Origin of the sequence: Asprobacillus argus (genome assembly GCF_032248395.1) — a bacterium.
Lineage (GTDB): Bacteria > Bacteroidota > Bacteroidia > Flavobacteriales > Flavobacteriaceae > Polaribacter > Polaribacter argus.
In genome coordinates, this window is record NZ_JAVTTO010000002.1 from 77,642 (window position 1) to 96,731 (window position 19,090).

The window sequence follows — 19,090 nt, forward strand, 5'->3', positions numbered from 1 at the left end:
ATGAAGATAAAGTTTATTTTCCTCTTAGGACTATTGACATTGGTAATCACCTCTTGCGAGGTAGAATCAGCTGGAGTAACTTCTCCTAATGAAAACATTTCAGTAAACTTTCACTTAAGTCCAGAAGGAAGGTTTTTTTATACAATTCATTATAAGGAAAGAGCAATTATTGATACTTCTTACGTAGGTTTTGAGTTAAAAGGTGCCCCAGTACTGGATAATGGGTTTGTAGCTAGGGTGAAAAGACCCATAGAAGTAAATGAAACCTGGCAGATGCTTTGGGGAGAGCAGCTAAATGTGCTTAATTACTACAATGAAGTCGAGATAGAACTGGAAGAAAAGTTTGATTTGCAACGAAAAATGAATGTAGTTTTTCGCGTGTATAATGATGGTGTCGGCTTTCGATTTGAGTTCCCTGAGCAGCCAAATTTAAAAGAAGTTTTGATTGCTGAAGAACATACAGAATTCAACCTTACAGAAGACTATAAGACATTTTGGATACCTGGTGATTGGGATATCTATGAACATTTATATAGCACAACGAAACTCTCCAATATAGATGCAAAATCATATATCCCGAAAACCAATCTGGCGCAAAGCTATATTCCAGAAAATGCTGTGAACACACCAGTAACCATGGTCGGTAAGGATGGTGTACATTTAAGCTTTCACGAAGCCGCTTTAGTAGATTATTCTGGAATGACCTTAAAAGTGGATACAGTTAACTTGAACCTTAAAAGTCATTTGGTGGGCTCGAGAAATAACGATTATAAAGTGAAAAGAACGACGCCTTTTTATACACCGTGGAGAAGCATACATATTACGGATAATGCTCCTTCATTGATCGAATCTAATTTAATCGTTAACTTAAACGAACCTAATAAATTAGGAGATATCTCTTGGTTTACTCCTATGAAGTACACTGGTGTATGGTGGGAAATGCATTTAGGAAAATCCTCTTGGGATTATGGAATGGAAATGGTAAATGGCAAGTGGACAGATACAGGAAAAGCACATGGAAGACATGGAGCCACTACTGAAAACGTAAAACGATTTATCGATTTTTCTGCAAAGAACAATATAAAAGGTGTTTTAGTAGAAGGATGGAATACTGGCTGGGAACGTTGGATCGGTTTTGAAGATAGAGAAGGAGTCTTTGATTTTGTAACAACGTACCCTGATTATGATTTGGATGAAGTGGTTCGTTATGCTAAAGAAAAAGGAGTGGAGATTATTATGCATCACGAAACGTCAGCTGCGACCGAGACCTATTCCAAACAACAAGATGCTGCTTTTGCCTTGATGAAGAAATACGGAATTCATTCTGTAAAAACAGGTTATGTTGGGAAGATATTACCCAAAGGAGAATATCACCATGGGCAATACATGGTAAACCATTATAACAGGACAGTTGAGAAAGCGGCAAAATATGAAGTAGCGATCAATGCGCATGAACCCATAAAACCAACAGGTTTAAGAAGAACATATCCAAATACTATATCTAGAGAAGGGCTTCGAGGACAAGAGTTTAATGCCTGGTCAGGAGATGGAGGAAATCCTCCGGAGCATTTACCAATAGTAGCTTTTGCAAGAATGTTAGCAGGGCCTATAGACTTTACGCCTGGTATTTTTAATATTAAATTTGATGAATATCGTAAAGAAAATCAGGTTAATACAACTTTAGCCCAACAATTAGCATTGTATGTGGTAATCTATAGCCCAATTCAAATGGCTGCGGATTTGGTAGAGCATTACGAAGCGAACCCTGAACCTTTACAATTCATAAAAGATGTAGGTGTAAATTGGGAGCAAACTAAGGTACTGAATGGTGAAGTTGGAGACTATGTTACCATAGCAAGAAAAGAAAGAGGTACTGGAAATTGGTTTTTAGGGAGTATCACAGATGAGAATAAACGTTCATTTGAATTAAATCTTGATTTTTTAGACGGAAATCAAGAATATACAGCAACTATTTATAAAGATGGAAAAGATGCGCACTGGGATAAAAAGCCGCTATCTTTAGATATAGAAACCATAAAAGTAAATAAAGATTCAAAATTGGCAGTAAATCTGGCCGAAGGGGGAGGCGTAGCAATTAGTTTTGTTAAGTTGTAATTGCTTGTTCGTTAGTGTTTTAAGTTTTGTGTTAAAATTGATTTAGAAAATACAGTGACTTTTATCCTGTATTTTTTCTAATTTAGCCCAGTCCTAAATTCCCCGCTCATTAGACAACTAAAACTAGTCATAGCACTTTTCTTTTGCGCAAGCTTTGCGTTTTCGCAAGAACCGGTATCTATTCACCTGACTCAAAAGGACGGTCTTCCAGATGTTGAGTTTTACGATATGATTATGGATGATGATGGTTTTATTTGGTTGGCCGCAGATAAAGGTTTATTTCGATATAACGGAAAGGAATATACCAATTATTCACATCCGAATAAGAGAGGATTATCCGTTTTTAACCTCCAAAAAGACCATAAAGGAAGGATCTGGTGTAGCAATGTCTCTGGTCAGTTTTTTTATATTGAAAATGATGTATTGCATTTGTTTTTTGATATAAAGGATCGAGTTAAAACCACGCAATTACCGGTTTTTACGACGGATGAGAATGATGGGATAAGTATCTCAACAGATGAAGGTTTATACCATGTCGATTTTTCCACGAAAAAAATCAAGGAACTTACTAGGATCAAGAATAACTTACTAAAAATACCACCCAATATTGCACGTCATTCGGGGGATGTGTTCTTTTTTAATGATTCCATATTACAATTTAGAAACGGTAAGTTTCATCAGTCATATACATTCGATTCTAACAATATTTATAATCGCTTCTTTAGTTTTAACAATACCTTTTACTTTATTTCAAGTAGAGAAAAATACTTTACTCCGTCAGGAATTAATGAGACAACATTTTATAAGATTGAACCCGATTCAGGAAAACTAAAAGAAGTATTTACACCCTTAGAAATACGATCGAAAACGATTATTAATGTTTCTGAAATTGATAATAGAGTTTGGTTCAATACAAATGATGGAACATTTGTATATCAAATTGTTGATGGTACATGGATATTTCAAAAGCGATTTTATGAAAAAAGGTATACTACTAGAGTAGTTAGAGATAATAATGACAATTATTGGATTGCTACATTAAGAAATGGTATTTATGTAATTCCAAACTTGAGTATTAATCGACTAGAGACCCCTCAAGGAATTCAGAATATTACCTCGTTGTCGGTTGTAAAAGATAACTTGATATACGGGACAGATAAAGGATGTATTATTGTCAATAATCTTGAAACAGGAGCCACAAAAGCGATTGAGTTATTCAAAGGGTTAAGAGTGCTTAAAATGGCATATAACAACCAAACAAATGTATTATTTATTTGCGGAGATGTTCAATCATATCTGTGGGATTTAAATACAGGTAACGTTAAAGAGGCATTTGAAGTTAGAGGTGCTAAAGATCTATCTACTGTAAATGCTAATTTATTACTTATCTCTAATCACAATAGTGTTTCCTTATTGGATTATTCAAATTACCAGATTAACACCAAGAGCGACAGCATAGATCTCAATTTTAGATATAGAGGGAAATTAATACGAGCGAAGGACCGTCGTGAGATGGGCACGGTGAGAAGTTATACCAATTTATTGAGAAAAGATTCTAGCATATATATTGGACAAATAGATAAGCTCTATTTTATTGATAAAAAAGGGAGTAAAAAGGAAGTTTTATATATGGGTAACTCCATTTTTGCGACGGATATAGCAGAAACGAACGATGGTATTATTTGGGTGTCAACAAATGAAAATGGCATTTTTGGGTTGCGAAAAGATAAGGTTGTATTTAATTATAATAAATCGAATGGATTACAAACTGACCAAGCCTTAAAGGTTTTAGCAGATAAGAACGATGTATGGGTAGTGACAAATAAAGGATTACATTTTTTTGATAGAAATGAAGTGTCGTTTAAAAGTTTTAGCTTTAAAAGTGAAATACCCATTCAAAAGATCAGCGGCATAAAAAATTATAGAGATAAAATATACCTTTCAGGTAATAGTGGGATCTTTATTGTTGATAAGAGTTATCTAAAAGACGCCAAAAAAGCGCCAGAAGTATATTTTGAATCTGTAGTGATCGGAAACGAGAATAAGGGGCCACAAAATGAATATACGACCTCTTATAAAGAGAATTCTTTCGAGGCTCGTTTCAATGCAAATTTTTATAATTCTAAAGAATCGCTAACGTATTTATATAGACTTCGAGGCATCGAAAAGGATTGGAAAGAAACCAACACAGGTGTTGTAAGATACCCTTCATTACCTTCGGGGAATTATACTTTCGAAGTAAGAGCGATTACCAATAAAGGAGTTTCAACTAAGGAAATAAAGACGATTGAATTGTTTATAACCACACCATTTTGGAATCAGTGGTGGTTTTATTTGCTAATTATTTTTATAGGAATAGGATATTTTCGATTCACCATAAAAAGAGTGCGTAAAAAGCAAGAAGAAAAATTAGAGAAAGAACGGGTAAGCAAAAAATTGGTGTTTTCGCAACTTGAGAATTTAAGATCTCAGATGAATCCTCATTTTATATTTAATGTGCTAAACTCTATTCAGGAGTATATCGTGCGAAACGATAAATATGCGGCGAGTACATACTTAGTAGAATTTTCCAAATTAATTAGAATGTATCTCGATCACAGTAGGAAAGAAGAGATTCAGCTTAATGAAGAATTGAGTGCGTTAAAAATATATTTAGGATTAGAGAAAAATAGGTTTGATAATGATTTTGCATTTTCAATTCAAGAAGTGAAAGGAATCAGTCCGGAAAAGTTATACGTTCCTTCTTTATTTCTGCAACCTTATGTGGAGAATGCTATCAAACATGGTTTGTTGCATAAACGAGAAGACAAAGAATTGAGCGTTAAATTCGACTATAAAAAAGAACACCATGTGTTGGTGTGTATCATAGAAGATAACGGTGTTGGAAGAGAAGCATCAAAATCTATAAATAAAGCTAACAATAAGTATCACACCTCTTTTGCGACTAAGGCTAATAACAATAGAGTAGACTTGCTAAATAGAAATAGAAAAAGGAAAATAGAGGTTCAGGTTGTAGATAACTACAATGAAAATTCTGAACCTGTTGGAACAAAAGTAATCATTTCTATACCCCAACATTTATGAAGGTATTAATTATTGACGATGAAAAAAGTGCTAGAAATCTAATTGAGACCATGCTTTTGGATGTATGCCCTGAAGTTAAAACTATTTTAAAAGCGGCAGATTTAGAGACAGGTATCCAAACCATCCATAAAGAAGCACCGGAGGTTGTTTTTTTGGATGTTGAAATGCCAAAGTACTCGGGTCTGAGGATTTTAGATTTCTTTGAAGATAAAGAAGTCGATTTTCAAATAGTGTTTATTACAGCCTATGACAAATATGCAATTGAAGCCTTTAAATTGTCTGCAATCGATTATTTATTGAAGCCCGTCGATGTAGATGAGCTCAAAAATGCAGTGGGAAAGACTATAAGACATTTAGGAAATAAAAAGGTCTCTTCAAAGCTTGAAAATCTTAAAAAATCCATTCAACATCTAAAATTAAATACATTACCGTTAGAGGTTCCGAAAGGTATATCCTTTGTTTCGTATGATGATATCTTATACTTTGAAGCAGATGCCATGTACACAAAAGTACATATGAAAGACCAAAGTATAGAGCTTGTATCGAAACCATTGAAGTATTTTTCAGATCAACTGGAAGGGAATGACTTTTTTTATAAATGCCACAGATCTTATCTGGTGAGCCTTAAACACATCAAGCAGTTTTTAAAGCAAGATGGAGGGTACATTGTAATGTCAAACGGAAATAACATCCCTATCGCAAAGAATAAAAAAGAAGAATTTATGAAATGTATCCAGACACTTTTTTAATAATGGCTTAAAAGCAGATAAAAACCTTTAGTAAAGAATGCACATATCTTCAGAAGAAAAACAAAATTCTAGTTCACTTTTTTCATAACTATGTTATTTAAAATCTAAAGGGAAAGTATTTTGTGAAAAGGATAAGGATAATTATTATGTCATTTGCGTTATGGGGGAGCGCAAATGGGATTAGTTTATATGCACAAAAGATCAATCTTAAATTTGATGAAGTATCGATTGATTCCACTATATGTGAATTTACATTTCCAGCAAAAGAATCATTGGAGCTTACCAAGTTGAAGCAAAGGTATGATCTTGAATCCATAGTTAAGAATGACAAAAAAGAGATAGATAAGGCAATTTCGATATTGGCTTGGACGCATTCCCGATGGAAGCATGATGGAAATAACGTTCCTGAGAAATATGACCCATTATATATTCTAGAACAGGCAGATAAGGGCGAACGTTATAGATGTGTTGAATATAGCATCGTATTATCTGCTGTATGTAATGCAATTGGGCTACCATCCAGAGTTATTGGAATTAAAAAGAAGGATGTTGAAACAAACAAATATGGTGCGGGTCATATTGTTTCTGAAACGTATATGCCAGCTTTAAATAAGTGGATATTTATGGATGCTCAAATGAACTATATCCCTTTTTTAAATGACATTCCTTTAAATGCCGTTGAATATCGAAAGGCAATTCAAATGAACAGCGAAAATATTGAATTAAGAAACAAACAAGGGGTGATCTCAAAACGCAAGGCAAGAAAACTTATTAAATGGGTAATGCCTTATTTATACTACTTTGATGCACCTTTTGATGCATCACAGAAACGCGAAAAGTGTAATGGAAAGAGCAGGGTTATGCTAGTGCCTGTCGATGCAAAAAAGCCAAAGAAATTTCAAGTATATACTCCTTTAGACTACTTAATATACACCTATAACGTGCGCGATTTTTACAAAACACCTATTAAGAATTCTGAAAAATAGCAAAACACTTAGAAGTGATAGTAGTTGTTTTAAAAGCAAAAATAACGCTTTCAAAAGATAAAAATAATAGCAAGCCCTTTCTTAAAGTACTTTGTTATTAGAAGGGGGAATTCTACAATTACACGTTTATCGGTATTAAACACAATCTACACCTAAAGTGTTGGTACGACTTTTTACATTTTAAGAATAATTCATTGCAATTCTAGAAGTATTCCCTCAAAATAAGTATAACTAAAAACAAAATTTATGAGGGCTAAATTGTTATTTTTAGGGTTATTACTATTATCAATATATGCGAATGCGCAAGTAGGTATAGGTACCACAACCCCAAATACATCTGCTCAGTTAGATGTAACTTCTTTAAGCAAAGGAGTACTAATTCCTAGATTGGCATTAACAGGTTCCGCGGATATAACTACAATTTCTAGTGGTAATGTAATCAGTATGTTAGTATATAATACCGCAACAGTTGGTATAGATATTACACCAGGTTACTATTATTGGAATGGAGCTAGATGGGACAGAATTATAAACGATTCAAACATATCTAGTTTTGAAACATTGACTACGTTGTCTATTGATATTCCTGGGCAAAACTTATTGTATAGAGCAGAAGATGGAAACATTAATACAATCGATTTATCACCTTTATTAACGACAGATACGAATACGACCAATGTGAGTTTATCGGTGGTGGGACCTAATTTGACACTTATGGATTCTGATGGAAGTTCGGTAAGCGTTCTACTATCAACGATTGCAGGTGAAGTAAATACTGATGATCAGATTATTACCAATTTTGGAGTTACAGGTACTGATTTAAGTATTTCGCTGGAAGACGGGAATACACAAACTGTATCGTTAGCAAGCATTGCAGCAATGGTAGACACCAACACAACAAATGTAAGTTTCGCTGTAGTTGGGTCTAATCTAGTACTTACAGACTCTGATGGAAATACGGTAAGTGTACCCTTGTCAAATATAGCATTAGGAGTAGATACTAATACAACGAATACTAGTTTTACCATAGTAGGTTCAGATCTAGTAATGACCGACTCTGACGGAAACTCGGTAAATGTTTCTCTAGCAAGCATCGCAGCGGGTGTAAATACAGATAATCAAGATTTAAGTCTAACAGGTAATAATTTAAATATTACCAACGGTACTGGTGTCGATCTGACCAAAAAAATCACATTGCCAATGCTCGCTGATGGTACTTCTTCTAATACAGGGATTTTTTGGGATGGGACGCAATGGGTATATCAAAAAAGAGTGACTTCTGTCAATAATACACAGCCAGATGCTAATGGAAATGTTAGTATATCAATAGGTCAGGTATATACAGGGCCAACTACTGTGGTAGCAAATATAAATGCTAACGAGATAGGAGGAATTCCCAATGAAGGAGACATTTATATTGTGAACAATGCAGCATTAGACATAACACAAGTGGGAAAAACCTACATCTATGACGCAGATACGACAAGTTGGGTAGAAATAGATCCTTTCAATGCTTCGATTTACGACCCGAGATATGTCCGAATAAACGGAGATACCATGACGGGTAATTTGAATATGGGTGGCAACACGGTAACAGGGTTAGGTACACCAATCAATAATTCTGACGCTGCTACAAAAGGGTATGTAGATAATTTGAATGTAAATGACGCAGATAGTGTTATAGGTAACGAGTGGATTACAGACTTTAGGATCAACGGTACAAATCTAGAAATTACCGATGGTGGAGCTACTAGAACTGTTTCTTTAGCAAGCATTGCGGCCGGAGTAGATACAAATACAACAAATGTAAATTTTACAATTGTAGGTACAGATTTGGTGTTAACAGATTCTGATGGAAATTCAGTAAATGTGCCTTTAGCTACCATAGCTGCAGGAGTAGATACCAATACAACCAATGCCAGTATTGCCGTAGTAGGTTCAGATTTAGTCATTACAGACTCTGATGGAAATACGGTAAGTACGCTCTTATCAAATATAACTACCGGAGTTAATACCGATAATCAGAACTTGAGTCTCACAGGTAATAACTTAAATATTACCAATGGAACAGGTGTAGATTTAACCAAAAAAATAACGTTACCAATGTTGGCTGATGGAACTTCTTCCAATACTGGAATTTTCTGGGACGGAACACAATGGGTCTATCAAAGGAGGGTTGCCTCAGTAAATAATACGCAACCGGATGCCAATGGAAATGTAAACATTTCTATTGGTCAGGTATATACCGGATCTACCACTGTGGTTGCAGATATCAATGCCAATGAAATAGGCGGAGTACCCAACGAAGGTGATATCTATATTGTGAATAGTGCAGCGGCAGATGCAAGTCAGGTGGGTAGAACCTATATCTACGATGCAGATACTACAAGTTGGGTAGAAATAGATCCTTTCAATGCTACCATATACGATTCAAGATATGTAAATATTACAGGAGATACCATGACTGGTAATTTAAATATGGGATCCAATACGGTAACCAATTTAACAGCACCGGTAAATAATTCAGATGCGGCTACAAAGTTTTATGTGGATAATTTGAACATAAATGATTCGGATAGTGTTATCGGAAATGAGTGGATTACAGACTTTAGGATTAATGGGAACAATTTGGAGATTATCGATGGAGGGGCAACTAGAACAGTTCCCCTAGCCAGTATAACAGCAGGTGTAAATACGGACAACCAAACAGTTACAAATTTTGCAATCTCAGGAGGGAATTTAGTGCTCACACTGGAACGAGGAAATACGGTAAGTGTTCCGTTGTCTAGTTTACAAACAAACACAACCATAACCAATACTATAGCAGGAAACAAAATCGCAGATTATACCAGTGAAAATGGCACAATTACCTCAATTAATGAAACAGTTACTAATGTTGCAAATACAGTAACAGGGCATAAAATATTGGATTATACGAACGAGAATGGAACAACTACAGATATTAATGAAACGATAACAACATTAGGAGTTAATGCCGACGGAAAAACACTAGAATATATCAATGAGGTAGGGATAACCACGTCACTTGACCTATCTGCATTAGCGGATTTGAGACTGCTTGGAACGGGAAACCATATCACTATTGATGCAGGAATTGGAAGTAATGGAACGAACCCAGGTTCTGGGATCAATAATATTTTAATAGGAGCAAATACAGGGTCCAGTTTAGGAAGTGGGTCGGGTAATATTTTCCTTGGAGCAAATTCGGGAACTTCCGCTATTAATAATGCAAATGCCATTTATATTGGAACAAATGCAGGTAGGTTTTCTTCGGGAAATTTCAACACTTTTGTGGGATATAACTCTGGAGCTAATAATACTTCCAATGGAAATAGTTTCTTTGGATTTAATTCAGGCGCAGGAAATACAACTGGAGCGTCAAATACCTATTTCGGAAACGGAACTGGAACAGCAAATACTACAGGTAATGACAATACTTTCTTTGGAGCTGCAACGGGTAGAGATAATACATCTTCTGGCAATAGTTTCTTTGGGAAATCGGCAGGAGCATTCAATACTACTGGATCTAACAATTCATTCTTTGGTTCTTCCGCAGGTATAAGAAATACTACAGGAGAGCAAAATATTTTTCTGGGAAATTTTTCTGGTCAAAATAATATAACTGGAAGAAGAAGTGTGTATTCTGGGTATTTAGCGGGTTCCGCCAATATATCTGGAAATGATAATGTATACTTAGGACATAGTGCAGGAGGAAATGTAGCTACAAATAGATCTTTAAATGTGATGATAGGTAGTGGCTCAGGAGCATTACATGATTCAAGTAATAGCGTTTTCGTCGGGTTTAATTCAGGAAGGGTAACCACTGGTGGTAATAATACATTTTTAGGTTACCGAACAGGTCAAACAAATACTACTGGGTCAGATAATACATTTATTGGACGTGAATCTGGAAGAGGCAATATATCTGGAAGAAATAATGCTTTTTTAGGGACTCTTTCAGGCTCAGGAAATACAACAGGAAGTAATAATGTAATGTTGGGGTATTCCGCTGGTGCCTCAGGAAATACTGTCTTTAACAGTGTATTTTTAGGATATGAATCAGGTTCAGGTTCTACGGGAGGAAATAATACATTTTTAGGATATCAGTCGGGTACCCTTAATTCTGGAGGCTCGAATGTTTTTGTTGGGCATAGTACTGGATTAAGCACTACTTCAGGAGGTAATAACGTGTTCATGGGAGTTTCTGCTGGTAGAACAGCTCAAACACATAATAGTGTTTTTATTGGTAGATCTGCAGGAGCCACAACAACCGTAAATGGAAATGTTTTTATTGGGTTTCAATCAGGTTTTGTTAATACGACAGGTTCAGGTAATGTATTTCTAGGAATTAGTACAGGAGAGGATAATACAACCGGAAGTAATAATGTCTTTAATGGATTCCAATCGGGGTTGAACAATACAACTGGAAGCAATAATACTTTTATAGGTTATCAAGGAGGAGCGCAAAATTTGACTGGAGGAAGTAATACCTTTTTAGGCTTTTTCTCTGGTAGAAGAAATACCACAGGTGGGAGCAATGTATTTATAGGAGATTCTTCAGGGGAAGATAATACTACAGGACAACAGAACGTATTTGTGGGTACAAGAGCTGGAGCAACAAATATATCGAATACCAGAAACGCTTTTGTAGGATATCAGGCAGGAAGAAATAGCACAGCTGATGATAACTCCTTTTTTGGATATAATGCGGGAAATTTAAATACAACCGGAACAAGGAATACATTTATAGGATCCTCAACAGGAGCAGCAACTAGTACAGGAATAAACAATAGTTTTATAGGTGCCACTGCAGGATTTAGTAACACAACTGGAGCGGGAAATACATTCGTTGGAAGAGCTTCAGGGGGAGGAAATTTAGTAGGAAATAACAATTCGTTTTTAGGAAGTTCTGCTGGACAAAGAAGTATAGCAAATGACAATACTTTAATAGGGTATGAGTCAGGTGTTCAGTTAACAACTGGTGCTCAAAATACTTTTTTAGGATCAAGATCAGGACATAGAGTGGTTACAGGAACCTCTAATACATACCTAGGATATACGGCTGGAGAAAGAAATCTAGGTAGCTCAAATACAATGATCGGACATATTTCAGGTATTGAATCTACTGGGTCATTTAATGTTTTCTTAGGAGGTGGTGCAGGAAGAGGAAGCGGAAATACAGGAAATAATAATACCTATGTTGGATATGAATCTGGAGTCATTGTTACAGCGGGCGCAGTAAATAATACATTTTTAGGATTTGAATCAGGAAGAAATGGGTTGAATGGAAGTAACAATGTATTTCTAGGATATCAATCTGGGTACAATTCTCGAGCAGAGAATAGTGTGTTTGTTGGTTATGAATCAGGTAGAGTTACGACTGGTGCGAACAATACATTTTTAGGGTACCAATCAGGTTTGGTAAATGTTTCAGGTGGAAACAATGTGTTTTTAGGTAATGGCGCTGGAATGTCAAATACTTCAGAAAGTAATAATACTTATGTAGGATATAATGCAGGAAATTTAAATAATGGCAGACAAAATGTTTTCATAGGAGCTAACTCAGGAGAAAATAGTGCAGGGGTTATAAAATCAACGTTTTTGGGTGTAGAATCAGGTCAAAATAATACTACAGGACAAGTAAATACTTTCTTAGGTTATTCAGCAGGAAGGTTAAATACTACAGGTTCTCAAAACACTTTTATAGGAGTAAATGGAACGGCAAATACTACGGGGTCTCAAAATACATTGTTAGGTAATGCAACTGGATTTGATTTAAATACTGGATCTGGGAATACGATGATGGGATATAATATAGGAGGGACAACTACAGGTTCTAATAATATTTTAATAGGAAGTGACCTTACGCAATCCAATGGGAGTAATGAATTGAATATAGGGTCTATCATTTTTGGAACGGGAGTTAATGAGGTTACAGGAGCAGCTATTAGTACCGGAAATGTAGGAATAGGAACAAAAACACCTAATGAGAAATTAGAAGTAAACGGAAAAGTTAGGGTTTCCAATTTAACAGGAACCGATGTATCATCAGACCTTATTGTAACGGCAGATGCGACAACCGGAGAATTAAAATCTATTAGTCAGACTGCTATTTCTAGCACGTCTGCTATTCGTACAGAAAGTGCTAATTATTCAATCACAACAACAGATGCAACCGTATTAGTCGATGCATCATCAGGAGCTGTAACCATTACACTTCCAACACCTGTGGCAGGAAGAAAATATGTGGTAAAGAAGGTAGATGGTACTGTAAATGCAGTAACTATTTCAGGAGGAGGAAATACCATTGATGGTTTAGCAACACAATCTACAACAAACCCATATCAAACATATGTATTGCAAAGTGATGGAACCAATTGGTTTATCATTAACTAACATATGGTTCAATTAATTTAAAAAGTAACATGAAAAATTATTCAATTATCAGAGCAATATATAGTATCGTATTTGCTCTATTCATACAGGTAAATATTCAAGCTCAAAAAGGAATAGGAACCAATAACCCTAATGCATCAGCAGCATTAGATATCACCAGCACCAATAAAGGAGTATTAATTCCACGCGTTGCGTTAACAGATGCAGTAGCTTCTGCACCTCTAAGTGCACATGTAGCTGGAATGCTAATTTATAATACAGCTACAGTGGTGTCAGCGGGCCCCGTTGTTGGTGTAACACCCGGCTTCTACTATAACAACGGAACACGCTGGTTAAAAATCAGTGATATAACCGGAGTTGATGTTAAATTGGTTGGAACTCGAAATCACGTGAGCTCTGATGGAGGTGTTGGAGGTAATGGAACTTCGGCCGGTACAGGAACTGACAATATTTTTATTGGAGACGTTTCGGGATCATCCAATACATCAGGAAATGGAAATGTTTTTCTGGGTAGTGATTCGGGAAGGGATAATACCACAGGGAGCATCAATGTTTTTATAGGAAATGATACGGGAACATTAAATACTACAGGAGCAGGAAACATTGGAGTAGGTGCACAGGCTATGAGAGATAATACAACTGGAAGCGCAAACACAGGCATAGGTTTGAATGCTTTGCGAAGTAATACTACAGGAATAGCAAATTTAAGCTTTGGTGTTAATGCTGGATTAGCAAATACTACAGGAGGAAGCAATGTTTTTTTAGGCGCTAATTCTGGAGAGTTAAATACGACGCAATCCAACAATGTATTTATAGGGCATGAAGCTGGAAAAAATGCCACTGTCGATGGCAGTACATTTATTGGATATCAATCAGGAAATGTAACCACAGGTATAGAAAACACCTTTATTGGGTATCAATCAGGTTTGGTGAATACTTCTGGTTTTGGGAATACATTTTTTGGGCATAATTCGGGTATTGCAAATACTACAGGAGGGCTTAATATATTTTTAGGAAGAACTGCAGGAAGTTCAAATACTACCGGTTTTGGAAATACAGCAATAGGTGCACAGGCACTACGTGATAATACCATCGGTACTGTGAATACTGCCATAGGATTGAATGCGCTACAACAGAATACTACTGGAGGAGGTAATATTGCTATAGGAAACGCTTCAGGACTAGCAAATACCACAGGAGGTAATAATTTCTTCCTAGGTTCGAATACTGGGGCTTCCAATACAACCCAATCGAACAACGTATACTTAGGAGCCCAGGCGGGAAGGTTTGCTACAGTAGAAAATAGCACATTTATTGGATATCAATCAGGAAATGTGACCACTGGAGCTCAAAATACCTTTGTAGGATATCAATCGGGACTAGTAAATACTTCTGGAGTAAAGAATACGTTTGTAGGTTTCACATCTGGTAGTGCTAATACTACAGGAGATAACAATACTGCAGTAGGATTTAAAGCATTAAATAATAACACTACCGGAACTGGGAATACAACACTTGGATTTCAAGCAGGAAATTTTAACACGACGGGTTCTTCTAACACCTTTATAGGAAATGCAGCTGGTCGTATAAACTCTACTGGAGCCGGCAATTTATATATTGGAGAATCAGCTGGGCTTACATCTACTACGCAAAGTAATAATGTGTATTTAGGATCGGGTGCTGGTCAATTGGCAACATCGGAAAACAGTACTTTCGTTGGATATCAGGCAGGAAATGTAACTACTGGAACTAGTAATACATTTTTAGGGTATCAATCTGGGTTGGCAAACACCGCAGGAGATAGAAATACCTTTATTGGAAGCGTTTCAGGGGCAGCAAATACTACGGGTGCAAGGAATACATTTATTGGAAATAATTCTGGGGCGGTTAACGTATCCGGAGCATTAAATGTTTTTGTGGGAGAATCCACCGGAGCTGCAAATACCACCGGTACAGGAAATACTTTTATTGGGGGACGATCTGGAAGAGCGAATACTACCGGAATTATTAATTCTTTCTTTGGAAATGATGCGGGGATTGCTTCAACTACAGGAGGTAGTAATGTATTTTTCGGATCTAGTGCTGGGGCATCAAATACCACAGAATCTAATAATGTCTTTATCGGTACTCAGGCGGGTACCAATGCAACAGTAGGAAACAGCACATTTATTGGATATCAGGCAGGAAATATAACCACTGGAACTGGTAATACATTTTTAGGATACCAAACAGGTTTGGTTAACACTACGGGTGATCAAAACACTTATGTGGGTGATCGTGCGGGATCTAACGGAGTTTCAGCAAGAGCCAATGTATTTTTAGGATACGAATCAGGAATTGCTAACACTTCAGGTAATTTCAATTCATTTTTAGGAAGGAGAAGTGGAATAAGTAATACGACAGGAACCTTCAATACATTTGTTGGAAATAGAGCAGGAGCTTCTAATACCACCGGTATCTTAAACTTGGTAATAGGTAGTAGCATTGATGCTCCTTTAGCTACAGGAAGTAATCAAATGAATATTGCAGGGGTTATTTTCGGTACCGGAGTCAATGAAGTAACAGGAACATCAGTCAGTGCAGGGAATATTGGTATTGGAACTACAACTCCTAATGAAAGACTAGAGGTAAACGGAAAGGTTCGAATTTCTAATTTAACAGGAACGGATGCATCTACAGATGTTATTGTTACGGCAGATGCAACTACGGGAGAATTAAAAGAGGGAGGTACGCTTGTATTTACTAAAACAGGCACAGTAGTAAGTAATGGTCTAAGCGCAACACTTTCTACCGAAGACTTTGTATTCGGTTCTTCTTCTCTCGATGATATTGGAGGTAGTGGAGATGATTCCCGATTTTTCTTTGATAAAAGTAAAGGAGCATTTAGAGCTGGACAGACACTTTTTGGGGATGAGTTTGATGCTGCAAATGTAGGTTCCTTTTCCGTTGGATTAGGATTAGGAACGAAAGCATCTGGGATTGGCGCTTTTTCTTTAGGAACATTATCAAATTCTTTAGGAACAAATTCTTTTGCAATAGGAACAGGAACACATGCCGGTTCTGTAAACCAAATTTCAATAGGATCATACAACACAGAAGTGTTAGGAAACCTGACAAGTTCAATTTCTACGGATCGAATATTTGTAATTGGTAATGGGACGTCAGGGACAAGAAGTGATGGATTTGTAATGTTGAAGAATGGAAATTCCACATTCAACGGTTCGACACTGGAAGCAGGTGAATTGACATTAAGACATGGGTTAAATGTCGCTGGAATAGCAAACATTAATGCCTTTATGAAATTAGAGCCAAGAGCTGTAGCTCCATCAGGAACATCAAGAGTAGAAGGAACTATTTATTACGATTCCGTGTTGAAGAAAGTACGAGTTTGGACGGGAGCAACCTGGGAGGATTTGAACTAAAAAACATATAACAAGTTTAATGTAGACTATACGTAGGGGTTAATAGTACTATGTTAATTTTCCGGAAGAGCTGTAAGCCCTTTTACTTACATGTAAGCCCTTAAAGGCGAACAGCTCTTCTACTTTAAAGATAACAACATGAAACAAATACTATATATCGCAATTTTAGTACTCATAGGTTCTATTAGAAATGGAATTGCACAGACAACAAATTTGGGGCAATTAACGATTGCCCCAAATACGGAAGTATCTATTTTAGATGACTTTGAGAACAGCGCTACTGCAAGTTTGATCAACAATGGTGACTTATGGATCTATCAAAACTATCAGAACAATGGTCAGGTGAGTTTTTTAGTCGCTCACAACAGTGGAATCACTCGATTTGTAGGAAGTATGCTGCAACAGATCACAGGCTCTAGTATTAGTACATTCTACGATCTTTCTTTCGACAACCTTTCTATGGATACACCCTTTCAATTGAGCGGAGGAATCTATGCAATGAATGCTGTAAACTTTACAAATGGGATTGTACAAAATGATGGATTTTCTGGAGAATTCATTTTTGGACAAGATGCCGTGCATTCTGGTACATCAGATATGAGTTTTGTAGATGGCGAAGTAGAGAAGTTGGGAGATACACCTTTTGAATTTCCGACAGGAGATGATCTTTCCTATCGAAAAATTCAGATCTCAACACCCGATGACCAGAATGATTCATTTACGGCAAAGTATTATAAAGAGAATAGTCACCCAACCTACTCCCACGACTTAACAGCAGGAGTTATTGATCTAATAGATACAAACGAATACTGGACACTGACAAGAAATCAAGGTAGCTCGGATGTGGTGATTACCCTTACTTGGGATGAAACCATCTCATCACCAGAATTATTAATAGGTCCAACATCAGCCATTCATATTGTGCGTTGGGATGCAATCAATGGCTTTTGGGTAGATGAAGGTGGCATCGTAGATGAAGCCAATAAGACGGTAACTACAGTAACGACTGTTTCTGGATATGGAGTATTTGCGTTAGCAAGAGTAAAAGAAGATTTGATATTACCTGGAGGAATCGTGATCTATAATCTGATTACTCCTAACGGCGATGGAGACAATGACTTTCTTCGTATTGAAGGACTAAACTTAGTAGGCGATAATACCGTTGAAATTTTTAACAGATGGGGAACGAGAGTTTTTGACACAAAAAATTATAACGCTTCTGGAAATATATTTGAAGGATATTCAGATGGAAGAGGTACGGTAAATCGAGGAGACCAATTACCAACAGGAACCTATTATTACATACTTACCTATAAACACAATTCTCAGCAGATTAAAAAGGCAGGGTATTTATATATAAGTGGAAACAAATAAGACAACATGAGATTACGAATATTAAAAATAGTAAGCATAGTTGTGTTAGTAACCAGCGTTGAAATACAAGCACAACAAGATGCACAGTTTACGCAATATATGTACAATACAGTAGTGATCAATCCTGCATATGCTGGAAGTAGAAATGTACTGAGTATTAATGGTGTTCACAGAGCACAATGGGTAGGACTTGAAGGAGCCCCTAGAACACAAACTTTATCGATTAATAGTCCTATGGGCAAACGGGTAGGAATGGGGATAACTGTGGTAAGAGATGAGTTAGGTCCATCTTCAGAAACCTATGCCAACTTTGATATATCTTATACGTTACCTATAAATGATGAAGGAACCAATTTTGCATTTGGAGTTAAAGGAGGTTTGTATTCATTAAATGTTGATTTTAATAAGTTGCTCATTTACAATCCAACGGATGTAGCCATTCAACAAAACAACGTAAACAAAACGTCTCCTATAATTGGAGTAGGAGGGTATTTATATACGGATACATGGTATGTTGGAATTTCCACACCGAATCTGTTAAAAACGGATCATTATACCAATTCTTCAGTTTCTAAAGCATCAGAAGATATGCACTTATATGGAATAGTGGGATATGTTTTTGATCTGAATCCCGATTTAAAATTCAAACCTGCTGCGCTAATAAAAATGGTGAAAGGTGCTCCATTATCTTTTGACCTTTCAGCGAATTTTTTAATACGAGATAAAATAACACTAGGAGCATCCTATAGACTGGATGCAGCGATAAGTGGACTGGCAGGTTTTCAAATATCAGAGAAGATGATGTTAGGGTATGCTTACGATTTTGACACCACAGATATACGAGGATATCAATCAGGGTCACATGAATTTTTCCTGCGATATGAACTTATATCAAGAGTAAAAGGAAAGGTGTCACCAAGATTCTTTTAAATTAAAAAATAAC

General features: G+C 36.4%; 8 protein-coding genes. All 8 read left to right on the plus strand.

Annotated features, from left to right (window positions below):
• The 8 genes from RQM59_RS04275 to RQM59_RS04310 all read left to right on the plus strand — a co-directional run bounded on the left by RQM59_RS04275 (nt 1) and on the right by RQM59_RS04310 (nt 19,077).
• Nucleotides 1-2,115 (plus strand): glycoside hydrolase family 97 protein, encoded by a 2,115-nt coding sequence (locus tag RQM59_RS04275; protein ID WP_349240841.1) that lies wholly within the window; start codon nt 1-3, stop codon nt 2,113-2,115.
• 228 nt (nt 2,116-2,343) lie between these two features.
• Entirely contained in the window at nt 2,344-5,199 is a 2,856-nt protein-coding gene (locus RQM59_RS04280) for a sensor histidine kinase (protein ID WP_349240842.1), read from the plus strand.
• Nucleotides 5,196-5,948 (plus strand): LytR/AlgR family response regulator transcription factor, encoded by a 753-nt coding sequence (locus tag RQM59_RS04285; protein ID WP_349240843.1) that lies wholly within the window; start codon nt 5,196-5,198, stop codon nt 5,946-5,948. The genes RQM59_RS04280 and RQM59_RS04285 overlap by 4 nt, the downstream gene beginning before the upstream one ends.
• A gap of 146 nt (nt 5,949-6,094) precedes the next feature.
• The gene (locus tag RQM59_RS04290) at nt 6,095-6,934 is read left to right on the plus strand and encodes a transglutaminase-like domain-containing protein (RefSeq protein WP_349240844.1); all 840 of its coding nucleotides are present in this window, start codon (nt 6,095-6,097) and stop codon (nt 6,932-6,934) included.
• A 246-nt stretch (nt 6,935-7,180) separates the two neighbouring features.
• Entirely contained in the window at nt 7,181-13,351 is a 6,171-nt protein-coding gene (locus RQM59_RS04295; RefSeq protein ID WP_349240845.1) for a phage tail-like protein, read from the plus strand.
• Between the two features lie 29 nt (nt 13,352-13,380).
• Nucleotides 13,381-16,773, plus strand: coding sequence for a beta strand repeat-containing protein (locus RQM59_RS04300; protein WP_349240846.1), 3,393 nt, complete (start codon nt 13,381-13,383; stop codon nt 16,771-16,773).
• Between the two features lie 138 nt (nt 16,774-16,911).
• Nucleotides 16,912-18,147 (plus strand): T9SS type B sorting domain-containing protein, encoded by a 1,236-nt coding sequence (locus tag RQM59_RS04305; RefSeq protein ID WP_349240847.1) that lies wholly within the window; start codon nt 16,912-16,914, stop codon nt 18,145-18,147.
• A 6-nt stretch (nt 18,148-18,153) separates the two neighbouring features.
• Complete coding sequence (locus RQM59_RS04310; protein ID WP_349240848.1) at nt 18,154-19,077, plus strand: PorP/SprF family type IX secretion system membrane protein; 924 nt, start codon at nt 18,154-18,156, stop codon at nt 19,075-19,077.
• Nucleotides 19,078-19,090 lie beyond the last annotated feature (13 nt).

Bases quoted from the DNA above. Each gene is read 5' to 3' on its own strand.
- RQM59_RS04275 (WP_349240841.1), top strand. From the start codon at position 1: ATGAAGATAAAGTTTATTTTCCTCTTAGGACTATTGACATTGGTAATC.
- RQM59_RS04280 (WP_349240842.1), top strand. From the start codon at position 2,344: ATGATTATGGATGATGATGGTTTTATTTGGTTGGCCGCAGATAAAGGT.
- RQM59_RS04285 (WP_349240843.1), top strand. From the start codon at position 5,196: ATGAAGGTATTAATTATTGACGATGAAAAAAGTGCTAGAAATCTAATT.
- RQM59_RS04290 (WP_349240844.1), top strand. From the start codon at position 6,095: ATGTCATTTGCGTTATGGGGGAGCGCAAATGGGATTAGTTTATATGCA.
- RQM59_RS04295 (WP_349240845.1), top strand. From the start codon at position 7,181: ATGAGGGCTAAATTGTTATTTTTAGGGTTATTACTATTATCAATATAT.
- RQM59_RS04300 (WP_349240846.1), top strand. From the start codon at position 13,381: ATGAAAAATTATTCAATTATCAGAGCAATATATAGTATCGTATTTGCT.
- RQM59_RS04305 (WP_349240847.1), top strand. From the start codon at position 16,912: ATGAAACAAATACTATATATCGCAATTTTAGTACTCATAGGTTCTATT.
- RQM59_RS04310 (WP_349240848.1), top strand. From the start codon at position 18,154: ATGAGATTACGAATATTAAAAATAGTAAGCATAGTTGTGTTAGTAACC.